Raw genomic sequence first — 26626 nt, 5'->3', positions numbered from 1 at the left:
CCTAATCTAAACGATTAATATAATAATCGCTGTATTTGGTTTCATCAAATACAAACAATGTGTTAGAAAGGGGCTGATTTGTTTTAAATTGGTTTACAGTAACATAAATTTCCGTACCATTAGTTTGCTTTAAAATTTGCTTATAAATATGTTTTGTTTCACTATCAATACCCAATAAAATGGATGTAATATCTCCTGATTTTTGCTCTGGCACTAATTTAACATACTGGATTTTACGCCCATTTACATTTTGCACAATATCCATAGTTGCAGTATATCCTTTTTTGTAAAAAGTAAGCATTTTTGATGGCGTTAATCCCTCTTCTGCAGTTGGTGTAGAAATCGATATTTCTTCATCTTCTGGCACTATAACGTGTAATTTTTTTCCGTCATAAATCTGTTTAGTACCCATTAAATTAAGTACATATTTCTCTCCTTCTAAAGTAACATCCCCCCTAGTTTCTTGCTCTAAATTGGCAGAATTATTACTGATTGTGTATTTAAAATCAATGACAATATTGGAGTATGATTTCACTTTTTCAGAAACTTCATCCAACAAGGTTTTTGCTGACTGTGCGTGTGTAGCTAAAGTGAAAAAAAATAAAGTACCTAATAAAAAAAATCTTTTCATATTGTGTTTTTTTTTAGACAAAAATACTGTGTCCTGTCTGAATTTACCAATTAATTGTAGTGCGATTATTCTAATTAGTTCCCTTCCGAAAGAAATTGCTCCAAAGCAACCAAGTCTGTTATTAATACTTGTCTAGCTTTACTCCCTTCAAACGGACCTACAATTCCAGCTGCCTCCAATTGATCAATAATACGTCCAGCCCTGTTGTAACCTAACTTTAGCTTACGCTGAAGTAAAGACGTTGAACCTTGTTGCGCTGTGACAATAACTTCGGCGGCATCCCTAAAAAGAGCATCGCGATCTTTAGCATCAATATCAAGATTTGTGCCACTTTCTTCACCAACGTACTCAGGCAATAAATGTGCGTCGGGATATGCTTTTTGGGCACCAATGTAATTTGTAATACGTTCCACTTCGGGTGTATCTACAAAAGCACATTGCACTCGAATAACATTGTTCCCGTTATTATACAACATATCACCACGTCCAATGAGTTGATCTGCTCCTCCAGTATCTAAAATGGTACGTGAATCAATTTTAGACATCACCCTAAACGCCAAACGCGCAGGAAAGTTTGCTTTTATCATACCTGTAATTACATTTACAGAAGGACGTTGCGTAGCAATTATTAAATGAATACCTATGGCACGCGCCAATTGCGCTAAACGCGCTATTGGAATTTCCACCTCTTTACCTGCTGTCATAATTAAATCTGCAAATTCATCAATTACTAACACAATATAAGGTAAAAATCGATGTCCACTTTCTGGATTTAACTTTCTGGATTTAAATTTTGTGTTATACTCTTTAATATTACGTACAAATGCATTTTTAAGCAATTCATAACGCGCGTCCATTTCAATACAAAGTGAATTTAATGTATTAATTACTTTAGTATTATCGGTAATAATAGCTTCATCAGAGTCTGGGAGTTTTGCTAAAAAATGGCGCTCAATTTTATTGAACAGCGTAAGCTCTACCTTTTTTGGATCAACCAAAACAAATTTTACTTCTGCGGGGTGTTTTTTGTATAATAATGATGTTAAAATAGCATTCAACCCAACTGACTTACCCTGACCCGTAGCACCTGCCATAAGTAAATGTGGCATTTTTGCCAAGTCAACTACAAAGGTTTCATTTGAAATTGTTTTTCCAAATGAAATGGGCAACTCCATTTCAGCATTTTGAAATTTTGCTGATGCAATAGCAGAGCGCATGGATACTATGGTTGATTTTTTATTGGGCACCTCAATACCAATGGTTCCTTTACCAGGAATTGGAGCAATAATTCGAATCCCTAAAGCGGCTAAGGACAACGCAATATCATCTTCTAAATTTTTAATTTTAGAAATACGCACACCTGCCTCTGGGACAATTTCATAAAGCGTAACTGTAGGACCAATAGTAGCTTTTATGTGAGCTATCTCTATTTTATAATTTTTAAGCGTTTCAACAATTTTGTTCTTATTTTCTTCTAATTCACCTTGATCTATAGTGATGTTGTTTTGCCCCGATGTATAATCTTTCAACAACTCTATGGTTGGAAACTTGTAATTCCCCAATTCTAGCTTTGGATCAAATTCTCCAAAATCTTCAACCAGTTTTTTGCTTAAATTTTCAGTTTCTTCTTCCTCCTGAACTACCTGTTCTACTTCAATTCCCAAAGGTTCTTCTTTTGGTATTTCTACGGAAAATGAATCTTTACCTACTCCAGAATTTGATTTTCTTTCTACAAAATCATCCAAACTAGTTTCTGGCTCAGTAACAGAAACTTTCAATTCCGACATTTCTGTTTCTTTAACCTCTTCTGTAGTATTCGTAACTTGAGCTATCTCAAAATTTGAATCTTCAGTTTTTACAACATCATTTCGTTTTTTATCGAGTGAGGTTTCTTCGCTAAAGGATACACCCTCAGCAGCACTTGTTTTTAGATCTTCTTTTATATTATCCTTTGCTTTATAAAATAAGGTACTAACCGCTTTTGGACTAAAATTTAATCTAAAAATAAAATACAACAATCCAAAAAATACTACTAATAAAATAGCGCCAACTTTGCCAACATAATCCTGTAAAAAATCATTAACTTCAAAACCTACGGTACCAGACAATAATCCGTAATAGTTGTCAAAAAAACCAAAAATAATGCTTCCTAATAGCATCAGATACAACCCCCAAAACCAACGTTCTTTGAGTTGTTTTTTCCCAATTCCGAAAAAATATGATACTCCAGTTAATATAAGTAATGCCGAAAAAACAAAGGCCATGATCCCAAAACCCTTAAACACCAAAAGATCCCCAACAAAAGCGCCAAATTTTTGTAATAAATTTTTAGCCACCGTATTTCTATCCAAACTATCTAATACACTTTGATCCGCTTTCCATGAAAAAAAATAAGAAACCAACGAGATAAAGACACCTATTCCTAACAATAAAAAACCACTGCCAAGTAAAAGACGTTGCTTATCTGTTAATTGTTTTTTTACAACTACTTTTTTTGTAGTAGGCTTTTTTGCCTTTTTGGAAGTTGTTTTAGTTGAAGATTTTTTTAAAGCCATTGAAAAAAAATATAGCCAAATATAAAAAAGAAAAACTTTGTGTTGAGTATACTCAACACAAAGTTTCATCGTATTTATTAATGTTAACAGTTACTAAAATAACCGTACGTATTGTTTACAGTATCGTAGTTTTATTCAATAGTGATGTTAGGCATATTATTAATGCTTGTTACGGCTTCCTTCCATGTTGTTCCCTCTGGACGAATGTAAAAATCGATTTCGTATTTTTTACTTCGCTTAAGCCTCGATGTTAAGCTTATAGGAACTTTTATAATTCCAGATCCTTTTTTAACGGAAACTACCCCATTGGCAATCCAGACTCCTTTACGTTTTAATGCTACTACAACTTCTCTGTTTCTTTTAGCTGTATACTGTAGTTGAAATTGCAATTGACGACTGATATCAAATGTTTTACTACCAATGTATACCACATTTTCTTTTTTCTTTTGAATACTATATCCATCAGTGCTTTCTTTAGCGCTCCATGAGCATAGGAACAACAAACTTACTACTAGCAGGGCTGAACTTAAAATTTTTGTTAATCTCATAATTGTAATTGTGTGTTTAGTTTTAGTATTATATTCAGGTTAATTTAATTAGTGTATTTTACAAATATTTAACATCTATTTCAATCCATAAAGCTTGCCAAAAATTAAAATTTACGAATAAAAAGTAAAAATATCGTTAAAGAGTTAGTTTTTATCGATAAAATAATAAAAAAAAAGTCCTATTTAGTAAAACGGTATTTTGCCGTTTTAGTATTACACTACAAAGTTTTTTTTAAAAATATAAATGTTAATTTTTTTAACTAACTTCCTCTTTTTTATGTTTGTATAAAAAAATTTGCCATACCCCTAAATCAAAAAACAATCCGAATTATCTGACAGTACTATTGCATTTATACTATATTTTCACAATCCTTGCCTCGGTGTAACATTTACGTACTCCCAAATTGAATGAACTTATTAAAGTTATGCAGATGATTTCATAAAAAATATAATACTTACCGATTCTTTTTATTCTGATCTTAATTAGACTAGCTTATTGAAATGCTGCTATTTGCAATTATAATTTAAGCATATCAAGCTTCCATCTTCTAAACCCTCTCCAGACTTTAATAGTTATTTTAAGATAGTCCGCACACTAAAAAAATTAGAAATTTTTTCTCTGAACAAGGAAAAAACTTAAATACAAGCCTAAAACACATTTTTTATTTTAAGTTAAGTGTAAAAGCATCATTCAAATAAAAAATTAATGTTAGTCAGCCTATTAAATTCGTTGCAGAAGTTTATATACAAAGAACTTGCATAAATCGTTTTGGTAGCTCTAAAAAAACCATTACTTTTGCAAAATAATTATCCAACCTCTGGCGAAAATCGTGAATGTTGTTTAAAAAAACATTTATAACACCCATTTATGGAAAGCTTAATTAAATTTGTTCAAAACGAATTTGTAACAAAAAATGAATTGCCTGAATTTTCTGCTGGTGATACAATTACAGTATACTACGAAATTAAAGAAGGTGAAAAATCACGTACACAGTTTTTTAGAGGAGTAGTAATACAAAGAAGAGGTTCAGGAACATCTGAAACTTTTACTATTCGTAAAATGTCTGGAACTGTTGGAGTAGAACGTATATTCCCAATCAATTTACCTGCAATTCAAAAAATTGAAGTAAATAAAAGAGGTAAAGTGCGTAGAGCTCGTATTTTTTACTTTAGAGAACTTACAGGTAAAAAAGCACGTATTAAAGAGAGAAGAGGGTAATTATCCCACATCTTCAAATATATTAGAAAGGCTACCCCATTTGGTAGCCTTTTTTATTTCCAATTTTAGCTTTAACTACGCTACTGCATTATTATAAAGTTTCGAGAAAAGAAACTCTTTAAATAAAAAATTTAATGCCACAAACAATATAAAATACAATTACAGAGGTATTTCTTAATTATGAATTCAGCATAGTGCTTTATAAACACTATAATCACCTAAATTAACTAAAGTTCATTTTGCCAAAGAAGCAATTATCTAAGACAATTATTGACAAATTACGAATTCTAACTCTCAAACGCTTGCTAATTTTTAACATTACGTAAAATCACTAGCAATTCAAATATAAACGCGCTTATTTTCATATATTCGCGTGCATTTATTTACAATAATTTATTTTGTAAATAAAACGTTATAATTAAAGTAAGTTCATTCAAAAAAATATAAAATTCATGGCCAATAAATCAACCATCATTTATACTAAAACTGACGAAGCACCTGCTTTGGCTACCTATTCATTTTTACCAATAATTAAAAGTTTTAGTAGTACTGCAAATATTGATATCGAAATTAAAGATATTTCTTTAGCAGGAAGAATTATTGCCAATTTCCCTGAAAACTTAACTGACAATCAAAAAATATCTGATGCCCTGGCGGAATTAGGCACTTTAGCTAAATCCCCAGATGCTAATATCATAAAATTACCAAACATTAGTGCATCAATACCCCAATTGACTGCTGCTATTGCTGAATTGCAAGATGCTGGTTACAACATACCGAATTACCCTGCTGAACCTAAGAACGATGATGAAAAAGCAATCAAAGCACGTTACGCAAAAGTATTAGGTAGCGCTGTTAACCCTGTTTTACGCGAAGGAAATTCCGATCGAAGAGCTCCTAAACCGGTAAAGCAATATGCTAAAAACAACCCTCATAGCATGGGTGCATGGACTAAAGAATCAAAATCCCATGTAGCTACAATGGATGGTGGTGATTTCAGAGCTAATGAAAAATCTGTAACACTTTCGGATACCACCACTGTTAATATTGTACACACTGACCAAAACGGAACTAAAACTACGTTAAAGGACAACTTAAATTTGCTTAGTGGCGAAATTATTGACGCTACTGTAATGAGTAAAAAAGCTTTGTTAAAATTTATTGAAACACAAATCGCTGATGCAAAAAGTAATGGAATACTATTTTCATTACACATGAAAGCTACCATGATGAAGGTTTCTGATCCTATTATTTTTGGTCATGTTGTAAAAGTATTTTTTAAGGACGTGTACCAGAAACATGCAGCTAAATTAGAAAAAATTGGAGTAGAAGAAAATAATGGTTTTGGTGATTTAGTTGCCAAAATTGAAAACCTTCCTGCAAATGAAAAAGCAGCAATTGAATCTGATATAAAAACAGCGCTTGAAAACGGTCCTGATTTAGCTATGGTAAACTCTGACAAAGGAATTACCAACTTACATGTGCCTAGTGATATAATTATTGATGCCTCAATGCCAGCTATGATCCGTACATCAGGTAAGATGTGGAACACTGAAGGCAAACTTCAAGATACCAAAGCTGTAATTCCAGATAGTAGTTACGCTGGTATATACCAAGCTACTATTGATTTTTGTAAAGAAAATGGCGCATTTGATCCTCGTACCATGGGAACTGTTCCCAATGTTGGCCTAATGGCACAAAAGGCTGAAGAGTATGGTTCACATGACAAAACCTTTGAAATTACAGCTAACGGAACTGTTGCTGTTATTGACTCCAACGGTACTACGTTAATTTCACATACTGTGGAACAAGGGGATATATGGAGAATGTGCCAAACCAAGGATGCTCCAGTTCAGGACTGGGTTAAATTAGCTGTTAACAGGGCTAAAGCAACAAATGTTCCCACTATTTTTTGGCTGGATGAAAACAGAGCACATGACGCTGAATTAATTAAAAAAGTGAACACCTATTTACCGAACCACAATACTGATGGCCTGGATATTAGAATTTTATCACCTATTGAAGCTACTAAGGTTTCGTTGGCTCGAATGAAAAATAGCGAAGATACTATTTCTGTAACAGGTAATGTTTTACGTGATTACAATACCGATTTATTTCCTATTCTTGAATTAGGCACAAGTGCTAAAATGTTATCTATTGTACCATTAATGAATGGTGGTGGACTATTTGAAACCGGTGCCGGTGGTTCTGCCCCAAAACACGTACAACAATTTGTTGAAGAAGGACATTTACGCTGGGATTCTTTAGGGGAATTTTTAGCTTTAGCAGTGTCATTGGAACATGAATTTGAAGCTAACAATAATGCTGAGGCACTCGCTTTAGCTCATGCTTTAGATGCAGCTACGGAAAAATTTCTAACAAACAAAAAATCACCTTCACGTAAAGTGAATGAACTTGATAATCGAGGTAGTCATTTTTATTTAACAATGTATTGGGCTGAAGCATTAGCCAAACAAACAAAAAATGAAAAGTTAAAACAACTTTTTACGCCTATAGCCGAAAAGCTTAGTAATAACGAAACTAAAATAATTGAAGAATTAAATAACGCTCAAGGTAATGCTGTTGATTTAGGAGGGTATTACCTGCCAAATACAGATAAAGTAGCAAACGCTATGCGACCAAGTGAAACTTTAAATACTATTTTAGCCAGTATTTAAAAAATGAACACTTTAACTTTACAACAAAGCCAAATCTATTTTGATTTGGCTTTGTTATTTTTACCCCGTTAAATCACTTTACTAGTCCTGATTTTAAGTTGCTCAAATAAAGTTAGTGGCTTTTTGTTTTAATGAGCAAGAAACCATAAGCATAGCCCTAACTACGATGTTGTTCTATTTTTGAATATCAAGTAAAAAATGAGCTGTTTTATTTTTTTATAAATGATGCTACAAATTTAACAACACTAAAAACCTTTACCAATAATTTAAAATCAACTTTGATTGTAACAAATCGCAAAATAATACGTCTGCATTATTAGTAATATTACTGATGATTTTAAATTGTTTTAATTAAAATAAATAGTAATTACTGAAATTATTAGGTTGCTAGCACATTTAAGTTAGCTACCGTTATTCGGTTCAGTCAACAATTACTTTATAAAGTCAATTTAAAACAGTAACGATCCTTATTAATAAAAAATCAAATAGTACCTTAGTAACTATATAAATCAAACCTTCATGAATCTTAAAAGTTCCTTTTTAGGTTTTCTTTTTTTTACTTTCCCGTTACTAATTTTAGCACAAAAAGTTACACTAAGTGGAACTATAGCTGATGCGGATAGTAATGAAGCTTTAATTGGAGTAACTATCTACATTACAGATTTGGACAAAGGTACTGTAACAAACAAATACGGTTTTTTTTCAATTACTATTCCCTCAGGCACTCATATCATTAATTACAGCTACATTGGTTATGAAACTAATGAAGTTCAAGTGAGTTTGAATGCTGACAGAAATGTTAATATCAAATTAATAAAAGACAGACAAACGTTAAAAGAAGTTATTGTTGAAAATACTCCAAAACAGTTTAAAATAAAAACTCCTGAAATGAGTGTCAACAAACTTTCTATAAAAACAATAAAGGATCTGCCTGCTGTACTTGGGGAGGTTGATGTTATTAAAGCATTAACTCAGTTACCAGGAGTAAGCACTTCCAGCGAGGGTTCATCCGGATTTAATGTTAGAGGCGGATCAACAGACCAAAACTTAATCTTACTTGATGAAGCTACACTATTTAGCTCTTCGCATTTATTTGGCGTATTTTCAATTTTTAACCCCGATGCTATAAAGGACCTAAAGCTATATAAAGGAGGTATTCCAAGTCGCTATGGTGGACGTATCGCCTCTGTTTTAGAAATTTCTCAAAAAGATGGTAACAATAAAGAATTTCACACCAAAGGAGGAATTGGTCTTGTATCCAGCCGATTATTAATTGAAGGCCCACTGGCAAAAGAAAAAACCTCATTTCTTTTAGGTGGACGCAGTTCATACGTTCATCTTTTTCTACCATTATTTAATATTAATAATCGAGCGCTCTTTTACGATGTTAACCTAAAACTTAAACATATAATTAACGACAAAAATAAATTATACCTGTCGTCTTATTTAGGAAACGACATTTTCGAATTTAACGGTCAATTTTTTAATCAGTACGGAAATAGTTTTGTCAATTTAAGATGGAATAATACTTTCCATAATAATTTATTTTCTAATGCTTCATTAATTTACACCAATTACAATTATCAATTAGATTTAGATTTTGTTGGTTTTACGTGGAATTCTGGGATTTCGAATTTGAATTTTAAATATGATTTCGTAAATTATAAGAACAATGCTACTACTTTTAGATTTGGAACCAATCAGCTTTACTACGATTTTAATCCTGGTAAAATTGCCCCAAGTACTGAAGATTCTGCAATACGCGAGGAACAGCTAACTAAAAAATTCGCTATTGAATCTGCATATTACGCTGAGGCAGAAGTTGATTTTAGCAAAAGAATAACCATGAATGCAGGCTTACGGCTTAGTACCTTTTTAAGACTAGGACAAAATCAAATTTTTCAATACGCTAACGATGAAGCGGTGGTTTTTAATGAAGAACTAGGAAAATATGAAGAAGCTGAAGAAATTGGTATTACCTCCGTTTCAAGAAGAAAAGTTACTGAGTCTTTTGCCAATCTGGAACCACGACTAAGCTTTTCAATGAGTTTTGGCGATAACACATCTATAAAAACGAGCTACCAACGTACAGCACAATACATTCATTTAATATCCAATACAACTGCCCCTACTCCATTAGATATATGGGAACCGAGTGGTCAATTTGTAAAACCGCAATTAAGTAATCAATTTGCTGTTGGATATTTCAAAAACTTGAAAGATGATATTTATAGTCTATCAGTGGAATCCTATTTTAAAACAATTAAAAACCGAATTAATTACATTGATGGCGCAAATATTATTGCCAATAAAGCCATCGAAAGAGTGTTGTTAAATGGCATCGGTCGTTCCTATGGATTGGAATTTTTATTCCAAAAAAATAAAGGTCGATTTAAAGGTTGGCTAGCCTATACACTATCAAGAACCGAACAACAAATAAAAGGCCGCACACCCATTGAACCTGGCATCAACAATGGCAAATGGTTTGTTACTAATTTTGATAAAACTCACGACATATCATTAACTGCATCCTACAGCCTAAGTAAAAAATTTAAAGCCAACGCTGCATTTAATTTTCAAACTGGTTTGCCTACCGCTTTTCCCACGAATCAATTTGAACCATTAGATGGAGTGATCGTGCCCGATTTTGAAGAACGTAATTCAAGTAGATTCCCCAGCTTCCATAGATTGGATTTTTCTTTAGGGTACACCCCTAAACCTGATTCTAAAAAAAGATTGAAAAGCGAATGGGTTTTAAGTGTTTATAATGCCTATGACCGAAAAAATGCAACAAGCATTAGTTTTGGTTTTAACAATGAAACCTTACAAAATGAAGCCACCAGATTAGCTATTTTTGGGATTGTTCCTTCGATTACGTATAATTTCAATTTTTAATTATGAAAAAAATAAGCTCACTTTTCATTATATTTTTTGCACTATTTGGTTGCGAAGAAGTTATTGATGTTGACCTCCCTAAATCTCCTGCGAGGTTGGTTATAAACGCAGCTTTAGAGCGAGTTTATGAAACCAACAACACGTTTGAAGACCAGGCCAGAGTAAGAATATCATTTAGCACTCCCTTTTTTTCTACAGCGCCTAATTATGTCGAAAACGCTTCGGTTTCCATTACCCACCTGAATACAGGTCAAATATTTAATTTACTGAATACTCCTTTTAATGAAGGTCTTTACAAAAATGCACCTAGTGACAATCTTGTTATTGACCCCAATAGTGCGTACAAGCTTACAGTAGTACATAATAATATCACCTATGAAAGTACCGAGCAATTGAATCCCTCCACTCCTATTGATTCAGCAGTACAAGTAAAACGGGAAAGTGATTTTGATACAGATGAATTTGCTGTAGAAATTAAGTATACAGATATTCCTAACATGGAAAATTTTTATGTTTTCGATTTTGGCTGGGGTAATTTGCAAGCCATTGAACATGAGGATTTTTTTCAGGACGGTGCACAAACACCTACCACTCAGTTTTTCGAGGAAATTAAAGGAGATGTTTTTAAAATTAGATTTTTGGGGTCCGACAAGCGTTTTCATAGTTACGTAAACGCTATTATTGAATTATCTGGCGAATCAAGCAACGGCCCATTTGCTACCACCCCATTTGATGCGCGTGGTAATATCGCAAACACCACTGATCCTGATGATTTTCCCTTTGGATACTTCCGTGTCAACGAGGTATTTACTAAAGATGTTTCCCTTATTCCAAACAACCAACTAGAGTAGTAATTCAAAGCAAATAATTTCAACTTAAAGCGCATTATTTTAAAAAGGTATAAATGCTACACCCCAAAAAATTTACTCAAAATCACTAGCATTTGAAATTTTAAAAATAATAACCATTTCACTTAAGGTATAAAAAACAGCCCCTACAAATCAAATTGTTACAATCTTTAATTTAATTATTTTCTATTTATTTACAGAAAAAATGTCCCTTTATTAATGAAATGTTTTTAAAAATTTGAAAATCAAAAAAGTATGATACCGATTGTTATTTAATGTTTTTCGTGTAGCATCTTTTCAATATGAGTAAAAGAAATTAAAAAAAATTACAAGCACAATTTCGAAAATTTACACGAAGCATCAACGTATTTATAAAAGGTTAAATACCTTTGCATATATGTCTTTTAAAAAAATAACAGAGCAAGAATCCAATTATTCAAATTTAGAGCACATGACTGCTCTTGAGTTGATAAAGAGTATAAATAATGAAGATAAAACTGTTGCCTTTGCGGTTGAAAAAGCACTTCCTCAAATTAGTAGTGTTATTGAACGCGCTGCGCTTTTGCTAAAGCAAGAGGGGCGAATTTTTTATATTGGTGCAGGTACCAGTGGCCGACTGGGTGTTGTAGATGCTAGCGAGTGCCCACCTACTTTTGGTGTTTCTCACGAATTGGTACAAGGTTTAATTGCTGGTGGAGATACCGCTATTAGAAAAGCTGTTGAAAATGCCGAAGATGATATCATTCAGGGGTGGTTAGATCTTCAACAAAAAAAAATAACCTCTAAAGATATTGTTATAGGTATTGCTGCATCGGGTACAACGCCTTATGTGATTCATGCATTAAAAAAATGCAATAACAATCAAATAACTACTGCTTGCATTACTTGCAATCCTGATAGTCCACTTGCGTTAGAAGCGCAATTCCCTATTGAAATTAACGTAGGTCCTGAATTTGTGACTGGCAGCTCCAGGATGAAAGCGGGTACCGCTCAAAAAATGACCTTAAATATGATTTCAACTGCCACAATGGTATTACTTGGCAAAATAAAAGGAAACCGAATGGTTGATATGCAACTAAGCAACGACAAATTAGTGGAAAGAGCCATTCAAATGCTTGTAGATACTGCAAATATCCCACACATTGAAGCAAAAAAACTTATTAGTAAATATGGTAATGTAAGAAAAGCACTAGAATCCCTAAAATAACTATGCAAAATCAAAAAAAAACCAACAAAGAATTACTGGCAAAAGGCGTAAAAACCTTAGTAATGGCTTTAGGCGCTATTGCCTTGGGGCCAGTAATTGTATATAATGCTTTTATGAATAAAGATCACCCTTGGTTTTTAGTCGTACTTATACCAGGAGTCCTGATCATGTTTTTAGCCATATTCCTTATATTAAAAGGATTGAATCTTATGCTAAAAAGTTTTTTTGATTAAATCCCCTTTCTTTTTTCTATTGGCGTTGTAGGATTGTATCCAAAACCTTTTATGGTATGTTCCACATTTAATTGATGCAAAACATACCCTATAGTTGCAAAATGATGCACTGCGTGACTGTTTGCGTGCGCCATAATACTGTCAAGTGTATAATTGACTGTTACATTCCCTTGCCCTAGATTATCGGTAACATGTAGCAGATAATCGGTATTTATATCCAAAAAACTTACAAGAGTTTCTTGAATTCTTGCAATATGCAATTTAGCAACTTCTTTATCAGTAGCCACCTCTTCTTGCCGTTTACGAGCCGTTAAGTCAATTTGATTATGATCCAAACCGTCAATAACGCAATTAAAAAAGTCAAGAGTATGTCGAAGGTGCGAGCCAACACTTGAGTAATAAGGGCCTACACTCTCATCAGTATATTGTTGATTAGTAATTACATCTAGTAATAAACTAGCTTGATTTAAATGTTGATTGATTGCTGATACTATGGCTGATCTCATAATTTAAATATACTTATTATAAAATTAACTACTAAGTTAAAGTAAGTTAAATTATTTTTTGGAAAATTTTAACATATTAAATAATGGATTAAAAGCATTTTTATTCGATTAAATGCAAAATTATATTATCTTTGTAAAACACAAATAAAATTAAATCAACCTAATAGCATGAAAAATTTTTCAATTTTAATCATTAGTCTACTTTTTTTTGTAAATATTTACAGCCAATCGGAATGTAATGATGCCTTTAGTGCAGCTAACTATAGTGTAGCACATACAAACAACGCCTACGAGGCTACCAATACGGATCATGTCCAAGAATGGACTGAAAAAGCTATTGAAACGTTGAGTGAAGTTGAACAAGTAACTGCAAATTGTGGTTGTAATGATGCTTCAAATTATGCTTACGAAGGAATTGTAGCCGCTGAAAAATCTTTGGAAGAAAATACTTGGGAACGCAGTCGTTTTTACGCCAAAAGAGCTAGAGAAAAAGCTAAAAAAATGATCGATGCATTATCCATATGTGCTAACACAGACGTTTCCAAATACAAAAACAGAAGTGAATCTTTGGACAACTTTGCAGTAGCTGACAATAGCTACGATGATGATTTTGACAACATAGCCGCTGAACGGGATGAATTATTGGCAGAGCAGGAAGAACTAGTTAGACTTCAAAAAGAGCTAAAACAAAAGCTTGAATTAAAAAAACAAGAAGAGCTAAAACTTAAACAGGAAAAACATTTAGAATTACAAAAACAATTATCTATAAAATCAAACGCCGAAGCTGCCTTAGCTCAAATTGAAAGTGCTTACACCAAATTAGCCAAAACGCTTGGCTGCGAACAAGCTTATAGAGCCGCAAAACAAAACTACACCTTTACTCAACAACAACTAAAAGTTGAAAAGTTAAACGATACTAAATTCAGATATACCGAAAAATTAAATGAAATATCTGAAAAGGCTATGTTACTTTTTTCTAACTGTGCTTCAGGATTTTAATCACCTCTTCAAAAAACTAACGTTTTTATTGCTCATTTACCCCATAAAAAACTTAACCTAAAACAAGTGCGTTTTTGTTTGTATTGCTCAACTTTAGTAGCAACATTTCGCCCCAAAGTGTAATAAAAAAATACAAAGCAAATTCGCACTTTATTATTTTGTAGCTACTAATTTTAATCCGTACTGTGAAATAGCTATTAATATTTTATTCACGTTAGAGTAGCCTTAAGCACAAAAAAATAACTTTACACCTCAGTACCTTTAATTATTGACATATCAACATTGCACTAGAAAAAAAATTCAATATCTAGTCTGTTTAAGTTATGCATAGCATTGCGTATTTTTACAAAAAATTATACCATGATTTCAGTTGCTGAAGCTTTACAAAAAATAGAAGCTCACAAACAAAAAGCTACTCCAATAAGGCTACCTATTTCAAAATGCTTAAATTATACTACCGCTGAAAATGTGCATGCTTTGATAAATATGCCCCCATTTAGGCAATCTGCAATGGATGGTTACGCCGTAAACACTAATGAAACAAATATTTACAATATAATTGGCGAAATAAAAGCGGGAGACGCTGCTGATGTACAACTAAATGTAGGAGATGCTGTTCGTATATTTACTGGAGCTGCTGTACCTAACAGTGCCAACGCAGTAATTATGCAAGAAAAAACCGAAGTTGTTAAAGGAGCCTTACAAGTGCAAGAACCACCTGTTGACGAACAAAATATTCGCCCTTTAGGAGAACAAATAAAAAAAGGAGCACTTGCTTTGGCAGAAAGAAGTAAGTTAACCCCATCAAAATTAAGTTTTTTGGCCAGCTTGGGCATCGCCGAACTAAACGTTTATCCAAAACCTAAAGTTGGCATTGTAATAACTGGTAGCGAACTTGTTACTCCAGGAAAAACACTTCCAGCAGGTAAAATATACGAAAGTAATTCCATACTACTGAGTACTACATTAGAAAATGATCACATTCATGATTACAGTATTTATAAAGTAAAAGATGATTATCAAAGTACTAAAGATTTATTGAGTAAAGTAATTGCTGAAAATGATTTTGTTTTAGTGAGCGGTGGAATATCGGTAGGAGATTATGATTTTGTAGGAAAAGCTTTAAGAAATTTGAACACGACTGAAATTTTTTACAAAATCAAACAGAAACCTGGCAAGCCGCTATTTTTTGGAAAAAAAGACCATACTTATATTTTTGCCTTACCGGGAAATCCTGCTTCAGCATTAACTTGCTTTTATATTTATGCCCTTCCATTACTACGAAATTTTTCTCAACACCATCAAATTCATTTACCCAAAACAGAAAAGATAATAAGTCATGACTACCAAGTAAAAGGCGTACGAGCTCAATTTTTAAAAGCAATAGTAACAAAAAAAATGTGGAAATAGTAGGCTATCAAAGCTCTGCAATGATTCAGGGCTTCAACAATGCGAATGCTTTGGTTTTTATACCTGAAAACACTAATTTTATCAAATCATTTGAAAAAGTAGAAGTGATTTTACTTCCTAAATAATAAAAAAACAAGTATCCCTGTTGCAAAACGAGTCAAAGCTTAACTATTTTGAATACTAACAATATTCTAATAAACAGGGATACTATTTTATAGTATTTTTCTTACGTAATCTTATACGTAAATCTATCTCAAAATTACGCATTAATACTTAATAAAAAATAAGTATTTAACTATTTTCTTATTTTTTATTAAAATTTAAAAAATCAATCATTTTACACAAAATTATATACATAAACAGCGTAATTAGATGGATATATGTAAAATAAACTGCAAATTACTCGCTTTTAATAACAGTAATTTTCTATAGAAATCATTTATTAATAAACTTTTATACTATCAGTTATTCTAAAAATGAAACTGAGCTAATTGCAAAAAAAAAATCGTAATTAAACAGATAGTAACGTTTTAGAAATAGGAAGTATCAGTTATATTTTTACTTTATTGGTCACGCCCACTACTTCAGGCGTATAAATAAATGACTTGTAAAATGAAGTAATCACAAACATAGTTTTAATACCTCCATTCTACATTCTTGTATCAATATAACGTATTTAACTTTTTATAAGATCTTCAGCCTTAAGCCTTAGCTACTTGAAGTAAAAAAAATACCAAACCAAACAAAGGACATAAAAAAACCAACGCAATCAAAAAGGTTCGCATTGGTACAGACTTAAAATATGATAACCCAAATTGGCTAGCTAAGCTATTATATTCTTAACTTATAGAGTAGTAAATAATAAAAAAAAATAGATCTATTTACATACTTAGTTATTTAAAAAAATCCCGTCAGATTTCTAACTTATAAAGCGTTTGCTACTATCATGAAAATTTTAACTAAAAACACTAACGGGATAATCAACTATTTATCTTAATGTTCTAAGAAATTAATTAAATGCTCACGGTATTTGTAATAATCTGGATGCTCAATTAATTCTGCACGATTACGAGGACGTTCAAAATCAATTTCTAGGATATCACCCACTTTAGCTCTAGGACCTGAAGTCATCATAATAACACGGTCAGCTAATAAAATAGATTCATCAACATCATGCGTGATCATAATTGCAGTAATTTTTTCCTGATTCCAAACTTCAACCAATACATCCTGTAATTCACCTCTAGTTAATGAATCCAACATTCCAAAAGGCTCATCCAATAATAATACTTTAGGTTTTAATGCAAAAGCACGAGCAATACCCACACGTTGCTGCATTCCTTGTGAAAGGTCTTTGGCTTTTTTAAACATTGCATCTTCCAAACCAACTTTAGCCAAGTAATACTTTACAATATCATCGCGGTCTTTTTTAGTTCCGTGCGCAAATACTTGCTTTACACCAAGCATTACATTGTCATAAGCACTTAACCAAGGTAATAAACTAGGAGATTGAAAAATTACACCCCTATCAGGACCAGGACCAGTTACCGTGGTATTATCGGCAACAATGGTTCCTCTGGAAATTTCATTTAACCCAGCAATCATTGTTAACAAGGTACTTTTACCACAACCTGAATGCCCAATAATTGAAATAAACTCTTCTCTTTTTACTTTTAAATCCAAATCATCTAAAACAACATAATCTCCTTTAGGAGTAGGGTATATTTTAGTTAATTGATTTATATCTAACATAATCTCGTTGCTAAATAAACCATTATCTATTCGAGATTCTTTATTTATTGTTGTTTCTGCCATTTTTAGTGTCTTTAAATTTTTATAAAAAGTATAAAAAACTTACAATTGACTTATTAAACTGCTTGTTATACTTTTTATCAAATAAAGTTTGTTTTCTCCTTTAAAATTGAAGAAAAAGTGTATTTTTGCAACCGCTTAATTATATAAGCGTATGCGGGAGTAGCTCAGTTGGTAGAGCGTCAGCCTTCCAAGCTGAATGTCGCCAGTTCGAACCTGGTCTCCCGCTCGAAACAAATCTCGTAGATAGTTATTTACGAGATTTTTTTATTTTAAATAATACTTAAAATAAATTTATTACCTCTTTACAGCTCATTAAGCTCTTGTTCCCTGAAACAACCTACCCTTTGGAATTGGCTTTAAATCAGGTAACGTATATTCATTAGTCAGTTTAGCTGCCCGCTCCGAACCTATTTTAATTAAATATTCCAAAATTGAATTACGTAATTTTTTAAAATTATCGTTATTATTCAATTCCGTTTTATCTCTTGGACGCTCAATATTTACTTCAAATATGGGCCCAAGAGTTGCCTTTGGTCCTGGACGCAATGGTATAATACGATCAGCCATATAAATACCCTCATCAACATCATTAGTAATTAATAACGCAGTTTTTTTATCCTTACTCCAAATATTTAAAATTTCATCTTGCAACGTACCTCTGGTAAGCGCATCTAATGCACTTAAAGGTTCATCCATTAAAATAACATCAGGGCTTAAAGATAATGCTCTGGTAACTGACACCCTTTGGCGCATCCCACCCGAGAGAGCTTTAGGTAGTTTGTTTATCGCATGCGATAAACTTACCATATCAACATATTTTTCAACATGAGATCCTACCTGACTTTTAGTCCATTTTTTGAATTTTTCCTTTACCGCCATTCCTACATTATTCCTAACATTTAACCACGGCAATAAAGAATAATTCTGAAAGATAACACCTCTATCTAAACTTGGACCAGTCACAGGAGCTCCTTTATAAAGCACCTCTCCTTCATCAGGAAATTCTAATCCAGAAATCAATTTTATTAACGTTGTTTTTCCACTACCAGAAAAACCTACAATTGCTACAAACTCTCCTTCTTCAATTACTAAATTGATATTTCGTAACACCTCTACTCTATCATCACCTTCTCCATAAGACTTTGATACATTTCTTAATTCAATATGTGCTGCCATAAATTTTAGTTTATGGTTGTCAGTTATCAGTTATTCGCCTATTGGTTATTTATTTTTAACTTTTTTTAAAGAACCAATCATACGGCTTACAAATGATCAACTAATAACCGATTAAGCTTCAGTGAACGTCATTAATTTCTGTACAGAAAACATTAACCTATCCAACAAGAAACCGATAATACCGATGACAAACATAGCTGCAATTATTTTTGCATTTGAATCGTTTGCTCCATTTTGAAATTCTTCCCAAACAAATGTTCCTAGTCCTGGACTTTGCGATAATAACTCAATAGCGATAAGTACCATCCAAGCCACAGAAACCGTAATACGTAAACCTGTAAATATTAATGGAAATGCTGATGGTAATACAATTTTAAACACCTTTTGACCTACACTTAAATTCAATACTTTAGCAACGTTTATGTAATCCTGATCCACTGATGATACCCCTAAAGTAGTATTTACCAATGTAGCCCACATAGCACATAATCCAACTGCAATAAATGAAATGATAAAAGATACATCTCCATCATAAGTAAGGGTTAATGATTTAACAATCATATACACCAATAAAAACCAAACTACGGGTGATACTGGTTTAAAAATTTGGATGAGCCAGTTGAATGAAGCTCTTAAAGATTCACTCAACCCTAAAATCATACCAATAGGTACTGCTAAAAACAACGCCAAAAAGAATCCAGCAAAAACTGTTTTTAAACTAGTGAGTACTTGATCTATAAATGACGGCCTACCTGTATATGTAATTGGCGCCAAACCTTGGGCTTCGCGCTTTTCATTCATTGCTGCAGTTTTTTCTAAAAAAGCTGACTTTTTTGCACTAATTTCTTTGTGATCTGCAATTAGTGTTTTAAACGCTCCAACTACCGCTATTGGCGATGGTAACGAGTTTATTGAGCTTTCGCCAGAATCAATTCGGGCTAACTCTCTTTTTACAGCTGCTTCGCCTCCTGATTCACGAGCTGATTCAATTTTAAATTCTTTTTCTGTATTGTAAAGTGCATTAGCACCTACATGCCATAAAAGCAAAAACAAAAGAATTGAAAGTATCGGAAATACAATACTTTTCATTAGCTGCGAAAGGTTTTTTTTAACCTCTTCGCCACTTGCTAATCTAACTACTGGCTCAAAAATACCTAAGCCAACAAAGTTTAAAAGATTGATCGATTTATCTTTCATAATATATATTTTTAGGGATTAATATCTGACTGATATCGAGTATTGAATTATTTAAAAATTAAATAATATTAAAAATTTGATTACACTATTATAGGTTGTTGAATTTTTGAAGAAAATGGAGGAGCGTATCACAACCCCTCCAAATTCACGTGTTAAAAAAATTCAACACTCCCTAAATTATTTATCCTTGTTTCCAATCTTGAAACTATTGATATACCCTATTGGATCTTTACCGTCGTACTTATTACCATCAATAAACTCAGTTGTAGCTGGCTTATACCCATCAGTTTGAGGAATATCAGTAGCTGGTATTTTACCCTCAGCCACTAACAATTCAGCTGCTTTTTTCCAAATTTCAGGCTTGTAAATATCTTTTGCTTTGCTTGCATACCAATCTGCCGGCTTCCCTTCAGGAATTTGCCCCCAACGACGCATTTGTGTTAAAAACCAAACTGCATCAGAATAAAAAGGATAAGTTGCGTTATAACGGTAGAACACATTAAAATCTGGCATCTCTCTTTTATCGCCTTTTTCAAATTCAAAGGTACCTGTCATTGAGTTTGCTAATACTTTCACTGGTGCACCTACATATTCAGGACGTGATAAAATTTCAACCGCTTCTGGTCTGTTACCAGGTGTATCTAACCATTTTCCTGCTCTAATTAGCGCTTTTGTAATTGCCACTGTAGTATTTGGATACTTTTCAGTAAACTCTTTAGTCATTACAAATACTTTTTCAGGATTATTTTTCCAGATATCATAATTTGTAGTCACTGGAACTCCAATACCTTTAAATACAGCTTGCTGATTCCAAGGCTCCCCTACACAGTATCCATAAATAGTACCAGATTCTAAAGTAGCTGGCATTTGTGGTGGAGGAGTTACTGATAACAATACCTCAGCATCTACCTGCCCTTGAATATTTTCTGCTGTATACATTCCAGGATTAATTCCTGCTGCAGCTAACCAATAACGGATTTCGTAGTTATGCGTAGATACTGGAAATACCATTCCCATTTTAAATGCCTTACCACCTTTTTTATATTCAGAAATTACTGGCTTTAAAGATTCAGCTGAAATTGGATGCACTGGCTTACCATTTCCGTCCTTTTTTACATTAGGTTTCATTTTAGCCCAAACATCGTTAGATACGGTAATACCATTACCATTTAAATCCATGGAATAGGGAGTAATTAATTCTGCCTGACGACCAAAACCTGCTTGAGCAGCAATAGGTTGACCTGCTAACATATGTGATCCATCCAACTGACCATCAATTACACGATCTAAAATGTTTTTCCAGTTTGATTGTGCTTCCACAGAAACAAACAACCCTTCATCTTCAAAAAATCCTTTTTCTTTAGCAATTGCCAAAGGCGCCATATCTGTCAGTTTAATAAAACCAAACTTTAACTGTGGCTTTTCAATAACTAACTGCTCACTATTTGACTCTGGCTCTGGAGTTGATTCCGTTGAAGCCTTCTTTTTCTTTTCGCCTCCGCAAGAAACTAGCATAGCTGCAAAAGTTACTGCTGCTATATGTAAATATGTTTTTTTCATAAATATAGGATTGATTATTTTCTTTAACACCACAAACATAAGTATTAATTACGTATTAATACGTAGATAATACTTATTTTTTTAAAATAAATACTCAATTAACTGTTAAATAAATATTTATGTAAGATATTTTCTACAAAAAAAGTCAGTAAAGATCTTTTTTAATACATTTAATACTTACTTTTACACAAAATACTTAGTTCTATAGATAAGTATTACTTAAATTTGTGAAAAAAAATAAATACAACCCCCAATTTATAACAAATGCAAAAGTTAATTACCCTTTCTACAATAACACTACTTTGTGTTATTAATTTTAGTTTTGCTAACGAGCAAGAAAAATTTGGAAATATTAGTTATGAAAAAGCTACAAATATTTCAGGAAAACAACGCATGCTGTCACAGCGTATTGCAAAAATTTACTTATTACGTTTGGCTGGAGCCAATGGAAATGAAGTGAATAGCGAATACAATTCAAGTTTGCAATTATTTCAACGTAACCTGAGTATACTTGAAACGAATTCCAAAAAATCATCTCCAAAGGTACGTGCAGCAGTCAAAAGAGAAAAAGAACAATGGGAAACGTTCAAAAACATCATTAATAACAGGTCCAACAAAAACTTGAACAATGTAATGACATCTTCAAACGAATTATTGAAACGCTGCCACTCTTTAGTATTAGCTATTGAAGAAGACTCAAAATACAGCAAAGAGTTTTCTGAAAGCAACAACGAAGATCAGTTAAAAGTGGAAACTGTCAATTTATCTGGAAAACAACGCATGCTATCACAACGGCTATGCTTATACTACACCGCATGTAGGGTTTTCAGAAAAGAAAAACTAAATTACAAAGGATTGTGTGTTGAAGTTGAAAAAATTTATGCAGAAATGAATAACTCCTTAAATTCATTACTTATAAATGATTTAAACACTTTTACTATTGAACAAAAAATTGGCGAGGTGCTAACTTTATTTAACCAAATTGAAGACAATAAAAGAGATTTTTTCAATAATAAAATACCACTATCAAAAATAATGATGCTGAGTAATAAAATTACCAATTTATACAATATTATTACCGGTCAGTATACTTCATTATAACACAATTTAAAACACTTAAAAATTACATAGAGACTATTTTTATTGATATTTAACTAATAAATGATAATTAAAAAAAGGGATTACTGTAAAGGTAATCCCTTTTTTGGGTTTTAAATGCTATTGCATAATAAGCAATAATGATTTTAAAAAATGAACAATTATCAAAACTTTACTTTTCAGCGAAAAAAAAATACAATCATACATTCTATTTAGATACTATTACTTATTTTTACCAAAAAATAACTAAGTATTTGTACTTAGTTTGATATTGAATTTATTGTTGAAATCATGTGCACACTCCCTACATAGTTGTTAACATAAAAATCCATTAAATTCATTTGTTTATGAAAAATCTAAAGTTTACAAAATTTGCACTAGTATTAAGTTTGACTAAAATACTAACATCATGTGGTGGTAGTATGCCTGAAGAAAGTGCAACAGAAATAGCTATTAATGACAAAGCTTTTTCTGTTGAAGAGGTTTTAGAAATGGTAGCATCAGAAAACGATGTTACAAGAACACTTTATACAAAAGGTATCGTAGGCGCTGGCAAAAAACAAGGTTTAAAATTTGATGAGGACTGGCAAGATGATGAAGTTGAAGCCGGACCATTACCTGCTTTATTTTTAAGAGGAATCTCATCAGACATAAGAAAAAGTAGTGTGCCGCTAGGCTTATACTTAGGTTCTGATTTTCCGATTAATGCATCCAACAAATTAGAGGGTAAGCAAGCCGAATTATTCAAAAAAATTAAAGCAAACCAAAAGCCTCAATTTTTTTATGATGAATCACAAAAATTACACACGGCAATGTTTGCTGATATGGCCATGGCTGCCCCTTGTGTAAATTGCCACAATGATCATAAAAATACTACAAAAAAAGATTGGAAGTTAGGTGATGTAATGGGAGCTACAACATGGCAATATCCTTCCGATTCTTTATCATACAAAGAAGCTATAGGTGTACTGAACGCTTACCGAAATGGAACCAAAGCAATTTACAACGCTTATTTAGCTGAAATTGCCAACTTTAAAAACAGTCCAAAACCAGCAATTGGTAATACATGGCCTTCAAAAGGATTTAATTTACCAACAGCAGAAGTATTTATTGATAGTGTACGTAAGTTAACATCATATAAATCACTTGAAATATTGGTTAAAAAAGGAGTTCCAGTAGCTTCAAATTAAATAAAACAATTTTTTTTCTAAAATAATTTGCATAAAAAAAATTGCATGCATTTTATGTTAGCGCTTGAATCAGAATTAAACCTTCGAAGCACTACTGCAAATTCGAAGGTTTACTCCTGAAAAACAAATCCCAAAAAAGGGTAAAACAAGAACATCCTAATTGCTATGAAACGAGTGTTTTCTTTTTTTAATATCGGTATCTTTTTATTCGTATTATACATTGTACAATACTTTTTACCTGTAAAATGGATGTGGCTTTATGAATTGCAGGAACACAATCAAATGTATAAGCGCTGGTCAGGTCTTGCAGTATTTTTGCTTATTGTTTTTCAATGGGTTTTAACTATTTCTAGAGTTTGGAAGCGACTTTGGAAATATTCCGTAAAATTAACCACCATCCACAAATGGATAGGGGCTTTTTCTCCCATACTATTTTACGTACATGTTATGGAGTTTGGGTATGGGTATTTAGCACTACTCTCCTATTTGTTTTTTACAAATATGTTATTAGGTGTTGTCAATTTAGATATCATAAAATCCAAAAAAAACTGGGTATTCCAATCCTGGATGATCACCCATGTTGCTTTTTCAATAATTATCACATTTGTTAGTCTATTCCACATTGGAGTAGTCTTTTATTACGAATAACTAGTTTAACAAATACTTAAAAGGCATGCTATTAACAGTTGACAAAATAGTACAAGAAACCGATGATGCGGTAAGTGTCATTTTTAAAAAACCTGGCTTTTTTAGTTCGATTAAATATAAATCTGGACAATTTTTAACTTTAAAAGTTCCGGTTAAAAACAGAATCGAAAATAGATCCTACTCCCTAAGTAGCAGCCCTTGGTTACACAAATATTTACGTATTACTGTAAAAAAAGTAAAAGATGGTTTGGTTTCAAATTATATATGCGATCAACTTAAGGAAGGTCAAAAAATTGAAATTGATAAACCCATGGGAAACTTTTTTGTAGTTCCCAATAAAAAAGAAGCTAATCAATATATATTACTTGCTGGCGGTAGTGGTATTACACCAATATATTCAATTATTCTATCGGTACTTGAAAAAGAACCCAAATCAAGTATTTTATTAATTTACGCTAACCAAAATAAAAATACGATCATTTTCAAAAAGGAGCTTGAAGCATTGCTTCAAAAATACCCAGATCGTATTGTAATGCACCATTTTTTAGAATCTGTGGACACTCCTGAAAAGCATTATTATGAAGGAAGGTTAAATGAAACTAAATTAAATGAAATACTTCAAACCAAAGGTATTGCTTATAGTACTGGTAAATTCATGCTATGTGGCCCTCAGGGATTTATGGATGCCGCAGTAGCTATACTTACAAATAACGGTGTTCCTGAAAATAAAATAATGCTGGAAGCCTTTACGGCTGACCTTTCCAAAATGGAAGCAGAAAGTGTTGATGCATCCTCGGTAACATTAAGTGGTGTAGGATTTGACTCTACCATTACTGTTAACAAAGGTGAAACAATTCTAAAAGCTGCTTTGGATAGTAATGTCGAAATTCCATATTCATGCAGATCAGGAATGTGCAGCTCTTGCAAAGCAAAATGTACATCGGGTAGTGTTAAAATGTTAGATGGTCATTTGTTACCCGAAAATGAAATTGCCGAAGGTTATATTTTGACTTGTATCAGTTTCCCTACATCTGAAAATGTAGCGATCACGCTTCCTCAATAATGTAAATTTAATTCATGTTTAATAAAAATCCACTTCGTAAAAGACAATACATAGGTTCATTAATTGGCATTGGTATCGGCTTACTTATTTTTATCATTCTGCCCCAAAAGGCTACAGAAGATTTTTTAAGCCTGGGTCCAATGAACACTGGACATGAAGGACTATCATGTGATGCTTGCCACACTGATGCTAAAGGAAATTTAATGCAACAAATACAAGCTAACGTTGCTTTTACTTTTGGCACACGTAAAAAACCTGTGGATTTTGGAACCGAAAATGTGGATACAAAAAAATGTTTAGAATGTCATGACAGGCCTAATGATAGGCACCCTACGCATCGTTTTTTTGAACCTAAATTTAAAGATGCCATTGCCAAAATTGATGCTACCCAATGTGAAACTTGTCACCGTGAGCATAACGATACCCGAGTTGTACTTGCCGATGCTACCTTTTGCGTAAATTGCCACTATGATCTTAAGGTTAAAAATGACCCTATTGATGTTCCTCATAGTCAATTAATTGCTAATGAACAATGGAGTACTTGTTTGCAATGTCATGATTTCCATGGAAATCATATTTACAAAACTGCCGAAAAAATTAAAGATACTATAGCCCTTACCAAAATACAAGATTACTTAGCTGGAGGCGATGATCCTTTTACCAAAAATAAGAAACATTTACCTTTAAGTGAAGAAGAGTGGAAAAAAATTAAATCAAAGTATAAAAAGTAGCTTATGAAAACTTTAAAATTCCCATCTGCAACCAAATTATTCGTGTTAATTTATAGTGTTATAGGCCTCTTTTTAATGGCTTGCAACAACAAGCCTAAAGTGAATTGCAATACCTCCGAACAAATTACATATACTAATGACGTAGCGGCTGTAATTGAAGAAAAATGTTTTAAATGCCATGCGCCAGATGTATACAAACAAAAGGCATCGCGAAATAAAATATACGATTATCAGAATTTAAAAAAAATGGCCGAAAGTGGCTTTCTATTGGGTGCATTAACACATAAAAGAGGTTTTGTTCCAATGCCTTATAAAGCAAATAAAAAAATAGATACTTGTTCCATAGCCCTGATTTCGTCTTGGATTTCCACAGGAATGAAAAAGTAATTTTCACCTTCCAATCTTTTCCCTTCTGATAT

23 protein-coding genes and 1 tRNA gene are annotated in these 26626 nt (G+C 32.6%); 16 read left to right on the top strand and 8 right to left on the bottom strand.

The annotated features are described in order from the left end of the window. Nucleotide 1 precedes the first annotated feature (1 nt). From lolA1 to GMC_RS0117945, 3 genes are all read right to left on the bottom strand, one after another. The gene (gene lolA1 / locus GMC_RS0117955; RefSeq protein ID WP_010523447.1) at nt 2–631 is read right to left on the bottom strand and encodes an outer membrane lipoprotein periplasmic chaperone LolA1; all 630 of its coding nucleotides are present in this window, start codon (nt 629–631) and stop codon (nt 2–4) included. 74 nt (nt 632–705) lie between these two features. Next, a complete protein-coding gene (locus GMC_RS0117950; protein WP_029489906.1) occupies nt 706–3186 on the bottom strand; it encodes a DNA translocase FtsK in 2481 nt (826 codons plus the stop codon). Between the two features lie 131 nt (nt 3187–3317). Further along, complete coding sequence (locus GMC_RS0117945) at nt 3318–3734, bottom strand: hypothetical protein (RefSeq protein ID WP_010523445.1); 417 nt, start codon at nt 3732–3734, stop codon at nt 3318–3320. Nucleotides 3735–4602: 868 nt separating this feature from the next. On the opposite strand from GMC_RS0117945, the gene rplS reads away from it, so the two are divergent. The 6 genes from rplS (at nt 4603) to GMC_RS0117915 (ending at nt 12814) form a co-directional block, all read left to right on the top strand. Next, on the top strand, nt 4603–4953 hold the full coding sequence (gene rplS / locus GMC_RS0117940) for a 50S ribosomal protein L19 (RefSeq protein ID WP_010523444.1): 351 nt from the start codon (nt 4603–4605) through the stop codon (nt 4951–4953). A gap of 452 nt (nt 4954–5405) precedes the next feature. Then, nucleotides 5406–7631, top strand: a complete 2226-nt coding sequence (locus GMC_RS0117935; protein WP_010523443.1) for an NADP-dependent isocitrate dehydrogenase — start codon at nt 5406–5408, stop codon at nt 7629–7631. Nucleotides 7632–8150: 519 nt separating this feature from the next. After that, on the top strand, nt 8151–10526 hold the full coding sequence (locus tag GMC_RS0117930; protein WP_010523442.1) for a TonB-dependent receptor: 2376 nt from the start codon (nt 8151–8153) through the stop codon (nt 10524–10526). Between the two features lie 2 nt (nt 10527–10528). Continuing rightward, on the top strand, nt 10529–11377 hold the full coding sequence (locus GMC_RS0117925) for a DUF4249 family protein (RefSeq protein WP_010523441.1): 849 nt from the start codon (nt 10529–10531) through the stop codon (nt 11375–11377). A gap of 394 nt (nt 11378–11771) precedes the next feature. Further along, nucleotides 11772–12581: an N-acetylmuramic acid 6-phosphate etherase gene (murQ, locus tag GMC_RS0117920; RefSeq protein WP_010523440.1), complete on the top strand. Its 810-nt coding sequence runs from the start codon at nt 11772–11774 to the stop codon at nt 12579–12581. A 2-nt stretch (nt 12582–12583) separates the two neighbouring features. Further along, nucleotides 12584–12814, top strand: a complete 231-nt coding sequence (locus tag GMC_RS0117915; protein WP_010523439.1) for a DUF6095 family protein — start codon at nt 12584–12586, stop codon at nt 12812–12814. Here GMC_RS0117915 and GMC_RS0117910 read toward each other — a convergent pair. After that, the gene (locus tag GMC_RS0117910; protein ID WP_010523438.1) at nt 12811–13320 is read right to left on the bottom strand and encodes a DinB family protein; all 510 of its coding nucleotides are present in this window, start codon (nt 13318–13320) and stop codon (nt 12811–12813) included. The genes GMC_RS0117915 and GMC_RS0117910 overlap by 4 nt on opposite strands. A 168-nt stretch (nt 13321–13488) precedes the next feature. Here GMC_RS0117910 and GMC_RS0117905 point away from each other — a divergent pair, with 168 nt between their 5' ends. From GMC_RS0117905 to GMC_RS22435, 3 genes are all read left to right on the top strand, one after another. After that, nucleotides 13489–14319 (top strand): hypothetical protein, encoded by an 831-nt coding sequence (locus tag GMC_RS0117905; protein WP_010523437.1) that lies wholly within the window; start codon nt 13489–13491, stop codon nt 14317–14319. Nucleotides 14320–14679: 360 nt separating this feature from the next. Beyond that, entirely contained in the window at nt 14680–15729 is a 1050-nt protein-coding gene (locus GMC_RS20280) for a molybdopterin molybdotransferase MoeA (RefSeq protein WP_010523436.1), read from the top strand. Between the two features lie 20 nt (nt 15730–15749). Beyond that, complete coding sequence (locus tag GMC_RS22435) at nt 15750–15854, top strand: hypothetical protein (RefSeq protein ID WP_238528040.1); 105 nt, start codon at nt 15750–15752, stop codon at nt 15852–15854. Between the two features lie 868 nt (nt 15855–16722). Here the strand turns inward: GMC_RS22435 and GMC_RS0117895 are convergent. Next, nucleotides 16723–17544, bottom strand: a complete 822-nt coding sequence (locus GMC_RS0117895; RefSeq protein ID WP_010523434.1) for an ABC transporter ATP-binding protein — start codon at nt 17542–17544, stop codon at nt 16723–16725. Between the two features lie 153 nt (nt 17545–17697). On the opposite strand from GMC_RS0117895, the gene GMC_RS0117890 reads away from it, so the two are divergent. Next, nucleotides 17698–17770, top strand: a tRNA-Gly gene (locus tag GMC_RS0117890). A gap of 86 nt (nt 17771–17856) precedes the next feature. Here the strand turns inward: GMC_RS0117890 and GMC_RS0117885 are convergent. From GMC_RS0117885 to GMC_RS0117875, 3 genes are all read right to left on the bottom strand, one after another. Beyond that, on the bottom strand, nt 17857–18720 hold the full coding sequence (locus GMC_RS0117885) for an ABC transporter ATP-binding protein (protein WP_010523433.1): 864 nt from the start codon (nt 18718–18720) through the stop codon (nt 17857–17859). 111 nt (nt 18721–18831) lie between these two features. Continuing rightward, on the bottom strand, nt 18832–19917 hold the full coding sequence (locus tag GMC_RS0117880) for an ABC transporter permease (protein WP_010523432.1): 1086 nt from the start codon (nt 19915–19917) through the stop codon (nt 18832–18834). A gap of 177 nt (nt 19918–20094) precedes the next feature. Then, the gene (locus GMC_RS0117875) at nt 20095–21477 is read right to left on the bottom strand and encodes a CmpA/NrtA family ABC transporter substrate-binding protein (protein ID WP_010523431.1); all 1383 of its coding nucleotides are present in this window, start codon (nt 21475–21477) and stop codon (nt 20095–20097) included. 264 nt (nt 21478–21741) lie between these two features. Here GMC_RS0117875 and GMC_RS0117870 point away from each other — a divergent pair, with 264 nt between their 5' ends. The 6 genes from GMC_RS0117870 (at nt 21742) to GMC_RS0117840 (ending at nt 26594) form a co-directional block, all read left to right on the top strand. Then, nucleotides 21742–22578, top strand: coding sequence for a type IV pili methyl-accepting chemotaxis transducer N-terminal domain-containing protein (locus tag GMC_RS0117870; protein ID WP_010523430.1), 837 nt, complete (start codon nt 21742–21744; stop codon nt 22576–22578). A 344-nt stretch (nt 22579–22922) separates the two neighbouring features. Then, on the top strand, nt 22923–23765 hold the full coding sequence (locus GMC_RS0117860) for a c-type heme family protein (protein WP_010523429.1): 843 nt from the start codon (nt 22923–22925) through the stop codon (nt 23763–23765). Between the two features lie 165 nt (nt 23766–23930). After that, nucleotides 23931–24413, top strand: a complete 483-nt coding sequence (locus GMC_RS0117855; RefSeq protein ID WP_010523428.1) for a hypothetical protein — start codon at nt 23931–23933, stop codon at nt 24411–24413. Nucleotides 24414–24438: 25 nt separating this feature from the next. Further along, entirely contained in the window at nt 24439–25476 is a 1038-nt protein-coding gene (locus tag GMC_RS0117850; protein WP_010523427.1) for a ferredoxin--NADP reductase, read from the top strand. A gap of 14 nt (nt 25477–25490) precedes the next feature. Further along, nucleotides 25491–26207 (top strand): cytochrome c3 family protein, encoded by a 717-nt coding sequence (locus GMC_RS0117845; RefSeq protein ID WP_010523426.1) that lies wholly within the window; start codon nt 25491–25493, stop codon nt 26205–26207. A gap of 3 nt (nt 26208–26210) precedes the next feature. After that, complete coding sequence (locus tag GMC_RS0117840) at nt 26211–26594, top strand: hypothetical protein (protein ID WP_010523425.1); 384 nt, start codon at nt 26211–26213, stop codon at nt 26592–26594. The last annotated feature ends 32 nt before the right edge of the window (nt 26595–26626 follow it).

Origin of the sequence: Aquimarina agarivorans, assembly GCF_000218485.1 — a bacterium.
GTDB lineage: Bacteria > Bacteroidota > Bacteroidia > Flavobacteriales > Flavobacteriaceae > Aquimarina > Aquimarina agarivorans.
The sequence above is the reverse complement of the archived record's forward strand: the minus strand, read 5'-3'. Positions and strand labels throughout refer to the sequence as shown.